The following is a 12,296-nucleotide window of genomic DNA, read 5'->3' on the forward strand; positions in this document are numbered from 1 at the left end:
AAATGATTTTTGAAGCTTCAAGGGCTAAAGCCGTTGATCAATTAAATAATTTCATTGCACAAAATCTTTCCGATTATTCAAAACTTAGAAATTTTGATTTTGGGCATGATAATATATCTAATATTTCTCGTTTATCCCCCTACATAACTCACGGAATAATTAATGAATTAGAAGTAATTGATAAATCCCTTAAAAAGTTTTCATTTGCAAAAAATGAAAAATTTATTCAGGAAGTTCTGTGGCGTGTTTATTGGAAAGGGTGGTTAGAATTAAGACCCAATGTTTGGTCAGATTACTTAATAGAATTAGGTAAGGTTAAAGATGAATTTAAAAACAATCAAAGTTATCTGGATGCAATTGAAGGAAAGACAAATGTAGATTGTTTTAATCAATGGGTAATTGAACTTAAAGAAAACAATTATCTTCATAACCACACGAGAATGTGGTTTGCAAGTATTTGGATTTTTACACTAGAATTACCATGGCAATTGGGTGCTGAGTTTTTTATGCAACATCTATATGATGGGGATTCTGCATCAAATACCCTTGGTTGGAGATGGGTAGCTGGAGTTCAAACTCAAGGCAAGCATTACCTTGCAAGTGAATGGAATATAAATAAATTTACTAATAATAGATTTAAAAAAATAAAACTTAATGAAAATGCCAACCCTATTTTCAGTAATAAAGTATATTCGGTTACCAATAATAGCTTTGAAAATTCTGAGATTTTAGAGGATAAAACTTTATTAATATTTGAAAATAATATGACATTTGAGTTTTCTGATTTTAAAGAACATAAATTTAAAAAAATTTTGTTAGTCTCAAATGATACAAATAGAACTATCAAATTAAGTAAAAAAGTGTTGAAATTTAAAGCTAATCTTTTAGAGGATCAAAAAATAAGATTAGAAGAAAAATCAATTAATTGTGAAACTGTCAATATTAATGATTTAAAAAATATTAGTGAAGATGTTTATGCCTTTTACCCAACCGTTGGTGAAAACTTGGATTTTATTCAAAATAATCAATTAAGAAATATTAAATTTTTATACAGAAAGTTAGATCAGTTTTCTTGGCAATATTGCAATAAAGGTTTTTTTAATTTTAAAAACTATATTCCAAAAATTATTGCTAATTTTAATTAAGCTAAAAAGGTTTTAATACCATCTAAAATATACTGCACACTTAATCCAACAAGAATAATAGCTACCACTCTTGAAATAACTCCAATTATTTTTTTATTTATTATCTTAGAAAATTTTGAAGCTATAAAAAAAATTATAAAAGTTAAAAATAAAACAGATACTAATGAAATCATTCCTGCAGTTTGGTTGGTAAAATTAGTTCCAATATCTGAAACAGAAACTATTACTGAAGTAATGGCAGCTGGTCCTGCAATAATAGGTGTTGCTAAAGGAAAAATACTAACGTTATCTGAATTAAGATCTATATCTTCTTCTTTCCTTTGTTGACGCTTGTCAAACAACATTTCTATTGCAATGATTAATAAAATTATTCCTCCACCAATTGTGAATGCTGGATAAGAAATATTTAAATAACTTAGTAATGCACTTCCAAGTAATGCAAAGAATAATAATATGATTGAAGCTATTATTGTTGCACTTAATGCTATTCTTATCTTTTTGTTTGTGTCCATATTTTGAGTAATACTTAAAAACAAAGGAGTGTTTCCCAATGGATCTATAACAATAAAATATAGAAAAAAGGTTTGAATAAAAATCTCTGACATCTGGTTTGTTTATCTCTTTAAAATGATATTACTATTTAAATTAAAATTTCAATTGTTTTATCTGCTTATAGTTTATGAAATTAGATGGTAATAAAAAATTTTTATAACCTACTTTTAACCTTTTCCATTCTTTATCTATAATTGAAAACCATGCCGAGTCTCTACTTCTGCTCTTAAATATAAACATTTACCTAAAAACGCCTTCAAATTTAAATCCTAATCTTATGGCTGCTTTTTTAGAAGCAGAGTTCAAATTATTACATTTCCACTCGTATCTTCTATTTCCTAGGGTTTCAAAAGCATTTTTCATCATTAAAAACATTGTTTCAGTTCCTTCAATTGAATTTTGTAAAAGAGGTGAGTAGTTTATGTGTCCTACTTCTATAGAACCATGGTCTGGCTCTATTCTCAAATAACTAGCCATCCCACAATATTGCTTATGTCTTTTTGAATAGATTACATAAAAAAATGGGTCACTATTTAATCAAAAAGTTTTTAACCAATGTTTAAATTTAGCATAATTTTTAAATGAACCATAAGGCAAGTAAGTCCATATAATATTTTTTTTATCTTTTGAATACTGAAAGTATAATTCTTTTGAATGCTTGGTAACTTTTAAAGGTTCAAGAATTATATACTTTCCAAATAATTTTTTTTCGTAGGTAGTTTTGCTTTTTTAAATTTTACCTTTGGTCCTAACTTTAATCTTTTCATAAAAGTTTTTTAAAATTATTATAAAGAATCTTAGAATAGTTATTCATATCTGCCATATTGTTTTTAGCTGCTTCATCAAATTTATTTAGGGCACCCTCACCTAATTGATCCTCAAGAGCCTTTTTATATTCAGGTACGCAGCCCCACTCATTAACTGTTGTGTCTTTAATCTCAATATGAAATTGAATTCCATAAGCATGATTTTGATATTTAAAAATTTGATATTTGGTTACTGGTGATGAGGCTAACAAAGTAACATCTTTATTATTATCTATTCCTTGCACCTCATAAGAATGCCACTGTAAACTTTTAATTTGCTCTGGAAATTTTGAAAATAAAATATCTTCATTTTTTTCTTTAGTAAAATTTATATCCATTATTCCAATTTCTGCTGGGTTAGATTTTATTACCTTACCACCCACAACTTCTCCTAATAACTGACAGCCTAAACAAAAACCTAGGTAGGGCTTCTTTAAATCAACTACAAATTCTTTAATTTTTTTTTTCTCATCAACTAACCAGGGATATTCCTGCTCCATAAAAGTGTCCATTGGACCACCCATACAAAACATTCCATCAAATTTACTTAGATCACTTGGAATTTTTTCACCTTCGTCCAACTCAATTGTGATTAGTTTAAATCCATCAGCCAACATAAGGTCTTTTATGTATCCAGGATCTTCAATTTTGATGTGCTGCAAGACAATTATATTCATTGCTAATTTATAGTATTTTAGAATGAGCTCTATAACAATATTTTAAGCATATAATTATGTAATTTAGCTACCTAAACTTAGTAAGAGTAGGTAACTAAATTTTACTACTTAATTTAAGCAACACTTGCTCTTTGTTCAGTTTGAACTGTATTAACAAAAGTGCTCGAAGTAACCTTTTGAAATAATTTAATAGGAACTCCTTTTGATAAAATATCTAAAACTGGACAATGTGTATTTACAGTATCAATCAATTTATCTATCTCAGCTTTTGTTGATGAAGATTTAATATCAACAATACCAGAAATAGATTGAAAGCCGGGTCTGGTATCTTTATTTAAAGCTAAAAAACCTTGAAGATCAAGCGTGCCTGTTAAATTAACACTGACACTATCAATATTAACACCTATTGCTGTAGCAAAAGCTTTATATGTTATTTCCTGGCACGTTGCTAAAGCTGCTAAAATCAACTCCACTGGACTGGGTCCTTCGTCTTTTCCACCAAAACTTTTGGGTTCATCCACTATCAATTTATGCTCTCTAAGAGTTACTACAGACTGAAGCCCCTCCTTAAGAATTGAGTTGCTTTCATATTGGACCACAGCATTTTTTGGGTTAGCTGTAAAATCCTTCTGTAGATTACTTATTGTTTCTTTTAGATTGTTACTCATTTTTTTCTCCTGTTTTAGTGCTTCGACATATGTCAGGCGCACAATTTAGTTAAATGCCCTTCTTAATTTATTTACGCTTTATCTCCGTATTCAGTCATATGTTTTGGAATTCTTTTATTTTTTCCATACATAAAATGATTTTCCATGTTCTCTCGGTATTTACTTGCTGGAACAGTTAAGCCAACTGACTCTGCAACTTCTCTAATCAACATTGGGTTTGCTCCACAGCATACTCCTAAATAATTAATACCCAGGGCATAAGCATCTTTTGCAAATTTACCTATTTCATATCTATTACAAAAGTGTGGGTCCAATGCTGTTGGAAACGTTCTTCCATGAGGAGATGGACACTCACAATTGCTTCTATCTGGTAGGTTAAAAAATGTTGGGTAATCTTCACTAGTTCTATAAGGAATAGGTAGTGCTCCAACATGACATTTAACTGCTTCTCTAATTGCTTTTAAAAAAGGAAACATCGTAGCTGGCCCCCTAAAACAATTTAAACCAACAACATCAGCTCCACGTTGTTCAAGTTCCTTGCAGGTATCAACAACAGATTTCCCATCTCTCATTTTATTTTCACCCATCGGAGATATGGTTAATACTGTTGGTAACCCAGTTTTTTTCATCACTTCTAAAGCTTTAAAAGCTTCTTCAGCATAATAAAAAGTTTCACCAATTAACATGTCAGCACCTTCCTCAACAGCCCAGCCAACCATTTCAGTAAACATTCCCTCAACTACTTTTTGAGATTCTTTATCATTGTGCTTCCAAATATTTGAGTTTGAAATATTGCCCGCCATCAAATTTGGTTTAGACTCTTTAGGTGTATCTAGTGCTACTTTTTTTGCAATTTTTAATGCTGAACGGTTTAGAGGTTCAAGAAGCTCTTCTTTGCCAATAACACGCATTTTTTCTCTATGTCCATTATAAGTAAAGGCCTCAATAATATCTGATCCTGCATGTTGAAATTCTCTATGTAAATTTTCAAGAACTTCTGGATGGTCCAAAGATACCATTGGAACAAATTCCCCTGATGACATGTACCCACGTCTTTCTATTTCAAATAAAAAACCTTCAGCACAAATTACAGGTCCTTTATCTAATCTTTCTGTTAATTTATTTTTTGTCATTTCTTTTCTCCAAATTATTAGAGAAAAGAAAATGAAAAACGTTAAACAAGAGGGTTATAAATTTAAACAATCTCTTTTCTCCTTTTTAGTGCTTAAGCAAATGCTGGGTGCACAATACAATTCAAATACCCGGTTCAAATTTGAGAAATTTCAAAAAAAACCACCTGTCTAAAGCGGTGGTTGAAATGTCGCTTTAGCAGGATTTATAACGCGCTCTGCAATTTAACTTAACTCAGCGCAACTACATATCACCACTTTTGTTTCTAACTGTCAAATGAAATAATAAATAAGAAGGTATCTACTAACTTTACCAATCGATACTAAAATTAAGAATTCTAAAAATTTAACCCTAAATAATCCTGCAGCTAATGTTAGCGGATCTCCAATAATAGGCACCCAGGCAAATAATAACGACCATTTACCAAATTTATCAAACCATTTTGAAGAGCTTTCAATTTGTCTACCTTTAAAGGGAAACCATTTTTTTGCAGTAAGATTTATTGAATAAAACCCTAAAGCCCAATTAACAACAGATCCTAAAACATTCCCAAAGCTTGCAACGATTAATAATAATAGATTATCATAATTTGATGTTGCAATTAATCCTGCTAATGTAAGTTCAGATGAAAATGGTAAAATGGTTGCAGCTAAAAAAGATATAGTAAATAAAGATAGATAAATCACTTCGAGCACTTCTTAGAACAATACTTTACCTTATCCCAATTTAACTTCCATTTCTTACGCCATGTAAAAGGTCTTTTACAAACAGGGCAAATTTTTGAGGGTAGATTTTCTTTTTTCACAAATTAAATAAGAAGCTTAATTATAATTAAAACAAAAAGTGAAGTTGCAATGCCACTTAGACCCATCGCTAGAGCAGCAAATACACCTGCTGTTTTATTTTTACTCATTGCTCTTGCTGTTCCAATGCCATGACTTGCCAAACCAAACGCAAAACCTCTGGCACTCATGTCTTTTATTTTGAAAACATTTAATAAAAAAGTTCCCAATGAAGCACCAATTATACCAGTAATTATTGTAATTATTGCAGTTAAAGACGGTATTCCTCCAATAAGCTCTGAGATACCCATTGCAATAGGAGCCGTCACATTTCTAGGTATCATTGTTAAAATCATCTCATTACTTAATCCAAAAAATTTTCCCAAATAAAAAGTAATTAAAATTGCAAAAGGTATTCCAAGACAAATTGAAAAAATAATTGGTTTAACTTCTTTTGTGATCAATTTTTTTTTTTCAAAAATTGGTATAGCCAAAGCAACTGTTGCTGGACCTAACATGAAGTGAATAAATTTTGCACCCTCAAAATATCTATCATAGGAGACATCTAAGAATAATAAAACTGAAGAAACAATTAAGATACTTATTGCAACAGGGTTTACCAATGGATTTAAATTAGATTTTTTATATAAATAATCACCTACTAAATATGCTCCTAGCGTTAGGGTGATCCAGAAAAGAGGTTCTGCCTGCAAATATACCCAAATTTTATACAGTTTATCTTCTCTTGCCATTTTTCTTTTCTAGGTTAATTATTTTTTCCATAACGAATGCTGTGAATACTAAGGTAGTGAGCGTGCCAATAATTATTATACTAAAAATTTTGAATAAATTATCTCCTAGGTAATTTATATGCATTACAACCCCAACACCTATTGGAACAAATAATAATGATAAGTAGCTTATAATCTGATGGCTAGTTAAAGAAATTTCTTTAATTATTTTCTTAGATTGTTTAATGTTTTTAGAAAATAATATGAACGATAATAATAATAAAATTAAACCAATAACAGGTCCTGGAATATTTATTTCAAGAAATTTTTGAATAGCTTCACCTAAAAGTTGATAAAAAAAAATAATAAATAAGCTTTTTAACATTTTTAATTTGTATTTAATTTAATAAACTTGTCAGCTTCAGATAAAATCATTTTCTTTCTTTCATCTTTCATTTTATCAAAAACATAAACCATCATAGATAATCTAGGGTTCTTTAAAAAAAATTTTCTATTTTTATCTATAAATCTCCAGTACAGACCATCCATTGTATTGCACCATTCTCCTTTTTTAAAATCCATCATTTTCATAAAATAACTTGATCCGCAGATGTATGGTTTCGTTGCAAAAATACCTCCATCACTAAATAAGCCCATTCCATAAACATTGGGAACCATCACCCAGTCAGATGAATCCACAAACATCTCCATAAACCACTTGTAAACAATTGTTGGTTTCACCTCACAAAGGTTCATTATATTTGATAAAATCATCAATCTTTCAATATGATGCGACCAACCGTGGTTAACTGCATTTTTAATTGCATGATCTAATGGAGGCAAACCAGTTGTGCCCTCATACCAAGATTTTTTCATCGTTCTATTATGTTTAAAGAAATTTTTGGTTTCCATTTCATTAGAGTAACCTTGGTAAATTCCACGCATAAACTCTCTCCAGCCTATTATCTGACGAATATAACCTTCAAGTGAGTTCATTCTAATTTTGTGTTTTTTATGAAATTCTAAAATTTTTTGAATAATAATTTCAGGAGTTATCAATCCTAAATTAATGTATGGACTTAACGCACTATGAAATAAAATATTGTCTTTTTGATTAACGGCATCCTCATAGTCACCAAATAAATTTGATTTTTCTTTAATAAAAAAATCTAAAAGTTTAACCACATCATTATATTCTGTTGCTAACCAAAAATTATTTGTACTTCCGGGATGATCTTTAAATAATTTTTCAATAATTGGTTTTAATTTTTTAGTATGACTGGTTTCGTTAATTTTTGGAAATTTTGGTATTGATATATCTTTTGGTAATTTATTTCTATTATCTTCATCAAAACTCCATTTGCCTCCAATAGGGTTTCCATCAGCTCCCATTAATATTCCAGATTTTTTACGAACCTCCTTATAAAATGTTGCCATAAAAGGTTTTTTTGATTTTGCTAAATAACTTTTAAACTCATCTCTTGAGTTTAAAAACATTGGAGTTTGAACAATATTCCAGTTAATTTTTTCTTTTTTTAAAAATTGCAAAATTTTCTTTTCAAAAAATTTATCTTCGACCTCAAAGCTTGAAATTTCAGTAATTTTTTTTTTATCAATGATAATCTTTAATTTCTTAAAATAAGTATCTTTAAAATCCTTGTCCTCAATTTTAGAATATTCAACTTTGTATTTATTTGCCTTAAGCATATCCGCATATGACCTCATAGAAGATAGAAATAGCAGTATCTTTTGCTTATGATGCTTTTCATAAGTACATAGTTCATAGTCTTCTGCCATGTAAAAAGAGTGGTCCTTTTTGAAGCGGTCTACGTATTTTAATGGAAATAATTGATTGCCAAGTATAAAAAACAATTTCATAGTTAAATATAACTAAATAAAAATTATATGTCAGAAAAATATCTTATTTTTGGTGCGACAGGTTCTGTAGGCTCTAGCTTAGCTGAACAATTAAAAAATTCAGGTAATGATGTTCATCTAGTTGCAAGAAATGAAAGTGAAGTTAAAGTAATTGCAGAAAAGTTGGGTTGCTCTTATACGGTTGCTGATGTTTTAGAAGATGGGTTTATAGAAAAAGTAAAATCAGATATTAATGAAATTAAGGGTATTGCTTACTGTGTGGGCTCTATTGATTTAAAACCATTAAGAATGGTTACTGAGGCTGATATGAATAAATGTATGAAACTAAACCTTTATTCGGCTATTGAAGCTATAAAAGGATTTCAAGAAACTTTAAAAAAGAATAAAGGTTCAGTAGTTTTATTTTCTACTGTTGCCGCTCAAAGAGGTTTTACTAATCACACAATTATTGCATCTGCAAAGGCTGCTGTTGAAGGATTGACCGTTACACTGGCTGCTGAGTTTGCTCCACATATTAGAGTAAATTGTATTGCACCAAGTTTATCAAAATCTAAAATCGCAGAACCAATGTTAAAAAATCCTGCAATTGCAGAAGGAATTGCTAAAGCTCATCCTCTTAAAAGATTGGGTGAAGGAAAAGATTCCGCAGCGCTCGCTAAATTTTTAATTACCGAAGAGAGTTCTTGGATTACTGGACAGATAATAGCTGTTGATGGTGGTAGATCAAAACTTTCTTAAAGTGAAAAAATATTTTTTATTAATAATTTTTTTTCTTTTATTTGCTTCAAAAAGCTATTCCAATAATTATACATTCACTAAAATAATAGAGCTAGATGAACCTTGGGGATCATCATTTATTAATAATAATGAAATCATTATTACTGAAAAAAGTGGAAAAATTAAAGTTGTTAATGTTGTTTCAAAAAAAGTTACAGAGATTAAACATAATCTTAATTTTTTAGAAGTCGGCCAAGGTGGATTATTAGATATTATTTACCAAGATAATACTCTGTGGATTTCTTATTCAGAAGATAGAGGAAATTCAAAAACAAGTACATCAATTGCAAAAGCACAATTAAATAAACAAGAATTAGATTTTAAAAATATTTTTCAAGCAAACCCTCCTATAGATTCTGGTTATCATTTTGGTTCAAGATTAGCGATTAAGGATGATTATATTTATGCCTCAGCTGGTGAAAGAGGCCAGGGTATGATTGCTCAAGATCCTACAAAACATCCTGGTAGTATTATTAGAATTCATACTGACGGTAGTATTCCAAAAGATAATCCAAAATTTGAAAGTAAGAAAAACTGGTTACCTGAAATTTATCAAATAGGCGTTCGTAATCCACAAGGTTTAACACTCTCCGATTATGATGGAAAAATATATTTAAGTAATCATGGAGCAAGAGGTGGCGATTGGTTTGGAGAGGCAAAAAAAGGAGAAAATTATGGATGGAAAATTTTAGGCTGGGGTGGAAAAAATTACTCAGGAACAAAGATTGGTCCCAAATGGAAACCAGGTTTTACTAAAGCTATTCAATATTGGGTACCTTCCATAGCTACTAGTGCTATTACAATTTACAAAGGAAATGAATTTAAAGAATGGAATGGGCATGCGCTGGTTACTTCTTTAAAAGATAAATCTTTAAGAAAATTAATATTTAATGATCTAACTAATGTGAAAGAAGATCTTATATTCAAAAATAATGTTGGAAGAATAAGAGATATTCAAGTTCATCCATCCAATGGTAAAATATTTTTCTTAAGTGAAAATGCTTTATGGTTAATGGAAAAAAAATAACCTTAATTTGATAATATATTTTTTAAAGAGTTTATCTCTCCAATTTTAAAAATAATTGCATCTTCTTTGTTAAAACCATATTTTTCTGCACTAGCTTTAAATCGTACAGGTGGTTCCATAATGGGCTCTAGAGATAAAACAAAAGTTCCCCAGTGTGTTCCCATAACCTTTTTACTTCTTAAATCTTTTGCTACATTTAAAGCTTCTTCTGGCGTTGTGTGATAAATCGATTTATCAAACATTGGCTTAAAGTCATAAGCTCCAATATTAATCATTGTTAAATCAATTGGACCATATTTTTCACCTAATTCTTTATAAATATTTCCATAACCAGTATCACAAGCAAATAAGATTTTTTTACCCTTATATTCAATTAAGAAATTACCCCAGAGCGTTTTATTCATATCTGTTAAGCTTCTTTTAGACCAATGAATAGCTGGGAGTAATGTTACTTTTAAATCCTCATTAACTTTAATTTCTTCGTACCAATCCATTTCCTTTACATTGTTAAATCTGTTTTTTGTAAAATATTTTCCAAGATTTAGAGGGGTTAAAACTTTTGTATCTTTAAACGGATACTTTCTAATAGTTCCCATATCTTGATGATCATAATGATTATGTGTTAATAATAATAAATCAGTCTTTGGAATTTCATTTAAATTTAAAGCAGGCTCAGTAAATCTATCTGGGCCAAAAATTAAAGGTCCTGCATTTTTTGAAAACACTGGATCTGTTATAATCGTTGTATCTCCTAACTTAATTAAGTATGTAGCATGACCAATCCAAGCAATATAATCTTCATTTTTATACTTTTCTAAATCAGATAAAACTTTCTCTTTAGCTACAACATGTTCTTTTGGAACGTTCATGTCTATTTTCTTTTTTAATTTAATGAATTGTGTGTATGAAAACTTGGCTTGACTAGTTCTAACTGGTGATCCTTCTGGATTTCTAAAAGTTCCATCTAGTAAATGATGATAAGGTTTTTTTTCCATAGCAATTATTGAAGAGTTATAAATAATAATTGAGAATAAGAAAATTAAAAATTTTATCATTTATGTTGTTTCTTTTAATTAAATTTTTGTTTTGATACATATGGACATTAATATTCCTTTATCAACTAATTATAAGCTTACTAGTCATTTAAAAGTTACTTAAGTCATGACTGGTCATTTTTTGTTATTAGCTTGCAAGATAGTCATAGGAAAAACTAAAAAATAAACATGTCCTTCTTCAAATGGTAAGGAATTATTAGAGGGAAATGGAAAATTTTTATTTTTGAGTTCTTTTAAAACACTCAATAGTATTTTTTAGCAAGCAGGCAATAGTCATTGGCCCTACTCCACCTGGAACAGGTGTTAAAGCTCTTGCAACTTTTGATACTTCTTCAAAAGCAACATCTCCAACAATACCATTTTCAGTTTTATTTATTCCAACATCAATTACGATTGCATCTTTTTTAACCCAGTCAGCTTTTACAAGTTCTGGGATACCAACTGCCGCAACAATAATATCTGCCTCTAAACATTCTGCTTTTAAATCTTTAGTTTTTGAATGAGTTATCGTTACCGTACAATTTTCTTTTAAAAGTAGTTGTGCCATTGGTTTACCATTTAAGTTTGATCTGCCAATCATAACAGCTTTTTTTCCACTTAGATTTGGTTCAATTTTTTTAATCATTAAGTAACATCCTAAGGGCGTACAAGGTACTGAGCTTTCATATCCTGATGAAAGATTACCAACATTCATTGGATGAAACCCATCAACATCTTTACCTGGCAAAATAGTTTCAATAACTTTTTGCTTATCAATATGTTTTGGTAAAGGTAGTTGAACTAAAATTCCTGAAATACTTTCATCTTTATTTAGCTCATCAATTTTATCTAATACTGTTTTTTCCTCCACAGTCCCTGGGTATCTAATTACTTCAGATTTTAACCCCACTTCATTCGCAGCTTTTTCTTTCATACGAACATAAATTTGGCTAGGAGTCATATCTCCAATTAATATTACTGTAAGTCCTGGAGTTTTATTGTGTTTAGCTTTTAACTCTACAACTTCTTGTCTTAGTTCTTCTCTGAGTTCAGCTGCTATTTTTTTTCCATCTATTAAGATCATAAAT

General features: G+C 29.7%; 15 protein-coding genes and 2 riboswitches. Of the genes, 3 read left to right on the plus strand and 12 right to left on the minus strand.

Going from position 1 to position 12,296, the window contains the following annotated elements; genetic code table 11:
• The first annotated feature begins 2 nt into the window (after positions 1 to 2).
• Positions 3 to 1,145: an FAD-binding domain-containing protein gene (locus AC5YF9_RS06845; RefSeq protein WP_415303929.1), complete on the plus strand. Its 1,143-nt coding sequence runs from the start codon at positions 3 to 5 to the stop codon at positions 1,143 to 1,145.
• Here AC5YF9_RS06845 and AC5YF9_RS06850 read toward each other — a convergent pair.
• The 10 genes from AC5YF9_RS06850 to AC5YF9_RS06895 all read right to left on the minus strand — a co-directional run bounded on the left by AC5YF9_RS06850 (position 1,142) and on the right by AC5YF9_RS06895 (position 8,370).
• On the minus strand, positions 1,142 to 1,750 hold the full coding sequence (locus tag AC5YF9_RS06850) for a MarC family protein (RefSeq protein WP_415303930.1): 609 nt from the start codon (positions 1,748 to 1,750) through the stop codon (positions 1,142 to 1,144). The genes AC5YF9_RS06845 and AC5YF9_RS06850 overlap by 4 nt on opposite strands.
• 187 nt (positions 1,751 to 1,937) lie before the next feature.
• On the minus strand, positions 1,938 to 2,174 hold the full coding sequence (locus AC5YF9_RS06855) for a GNAT family N-acetyltransferase (RefSeq protein WP_415303931.1): 237 nt from the start codon (positions 2,172 to 2,174) through the stop codon (positions 1,938 to 1,940).
• Positions 2,175 to 2,460: 286 nt separating this feature from the next.
• Positions 2,461 to 3,180 carry a type 1 glutamine amidotransferase gene (locus tag AC5YF9_RS06860; RefSeq protein WP_415303932.1) on the minus strand — a complete coding sequence of 240 codons (720 nt, stop codon included), beginning with the start codon at positions 3,178 to 3,180 and terminating at the stop codon, positions 2,461 to 2,463.
• 113 nt (positions 3,181 to 3,293) lie between these two features.
• Positions 3,294 to 3,848: an OsmC family protein gene (locus tag AC5YF9_RS06865; RefSeq protein ID WP_415303933.1), complete on the minus strand. Its 555-nt coding sequence runs from the start codon at positions 3,846 to 3,848 to the stop codon at positions 3,294 to 3,296.
• A 3-nt stretch (positions 3,849 to 3,851) separates the two neighbouring features.
• Positions 3,852 to 3,916, minus strand: a riboswitch (SAM riboswitch).
• A gap of 3 nt (positions 3,917 to 3,919) precedes the next feature.
• Positions 3,920 to 4,981 (minus strand): homocysteine S-methyltransferase family protein, encoded by a 1,062-nt coding sequence (locus tag AC5YF9_RS06870; protein WP_415303934.1) that lies wholly within the window; start codon positions 4,979 to 4,981, stop codon positions 3,920 to 3,922.
• Positions 4,982 to 5,056: 75 nt separating this feature from the next.
• Positions 5,057 to 5,121, minus strand: a riboswitch (SAM riboswitch).
• A gap of 130 nt (positions 5,122 to 5,251) precedes the next feature.
• Positions 5,252 to 5,665, minus strand: a complete 414-nt coding sequence (locus tag AC5YF9_RS06875; RefSeq protein WP_415303935.1) for a YqaA family protein — start codon at positions 5,663 to 5,665, stop codon at positions 5,252 to 5,254.
• Positions 5,662 to 5,784, minus strand: coding sequence for a DUF2256 domain-containing protein (locus AC5YF9_RS06880; RefSeq protein ID WP_168606963.1), 123 nt, complete (start codon positions 5,782 to 5,784; stop codon positions 5,662 to 5,664). The genes AC5YF9_RS06875 and AC5YF9_RS06880 overlap by 4 nt, the downstream gene beginning before the upstream one ends.
• A gap of 3 nt (positions 5,785 to 5,787) precedes the next feature.
• On the minus strand, positions 5,788 to 6,513 hold the full coding sequence (locus AC5YF9_RS06885; RefSeq protein ID WP_496169882.1) for an LrgB family protein: 726 nt from the start codon (positions 6,511 to 6,513) through the stop codon (positions 5,788 to 5,790).
• Entirely contained in the window at positions 6,497 to 6,877 is a 381-nt protein-coding gene (locus tag AC5YF9_RS06890) for a CidA/LrgA family protein (RefSeq protein ID WP_415303937.1), read from the minus strand. The genes AC5YF9_RS06885 and AC5YF9_RS06890 overlap by 17 nt, the downstream gene beginning before the upstream one ends.
• Positions 6,878 to 6,879: 2 nt before the next feature.
• Positions 6,880 to 8,370, minus strand: coding sequence for a cryptochrome/photolyase family protein (locus AC5YF9_RS06895; RefSeq protein WP_496169883.1), 1,491 nt, complete (start codon positions 8,368 to 8,370; stop codon positions 6,880 to 6,882).
• A gap of 27 nt (positions 8,371 to 8,397) precedes the next feature.
• On the opposite strand from AC5YF9_RS06895, the gene AC5YF9_RS06900 reads away from it, so the two are divergent.
• Together AC5YF9_RS06900 and AC5YF9_RS06905 are read left to right on the plus strand one after the other, a co-directional pair.
• A complete protein-coding gene (locus AC5YF9_RS06900; protein ID WP_415303939.1) occupies positions 8,398 to 9,108 on the plus strand; it encodes an SDR family NAD(P)-dependent oxidoreductase in 711 nt (236 codons plus the stop codon).
• Entirely contained in the window at positions 9,083 to 10,174 is a 1,092-nt protein-coding gene (locus AC5YF9_RS06905; RefSeq protein WP_415303940.1) for a PQQ-dependent sugar dehydrogenase, read from the plus strand. The genes AC5YF9_RS06900 and AC5YF9_RS06905 overlap by 26 nt, the downstream gene beginning before the upstream one ends.
• A gap of 2 nt (positions 10,175 to 10,176) precedes the next feature.
• On the opposite strand, the gene AC5YF9_RS06910 is transcribed toward AC5YF9_RS06905, so the two are convergent.
• The gene (locus AC5YF9_RS06910) at positions 10,177 to 11,229 is read right to left on the minus strand and encodes an MBL fold metallo-hydrolase (protein ID WP_415303941.1); all 1,053 of its coding nucleotides are present in this window, start codon (positions 11,227 to 11,229) and stop codon (positions 10,177 to 10,179) included.
• A gap of 217 nt (positions 11,230 to 11,446) precedes the next feature.
• Positions 11,447 to 12,292 (minus strand): bifunctional 5,10-methylenetetrahydrofolate dehydrogenase/5,10-methenyltetrahydrofolate cyclohydrolase, encoded by an 846-nt coding sequence (locus AC5YF9_RS06915; protein WP_415303942.1) that lies wholly within the window; start codon positions 12,290 to 12,292, stop codon positions 11,447 to 11,449.
• Positions 12,293 to 12,296: the final 4 nt, after the last annotated feature.

This window comes from Candidatus Pelagibacter sp. uisw_098 (genome assembly GCF_059512505.1).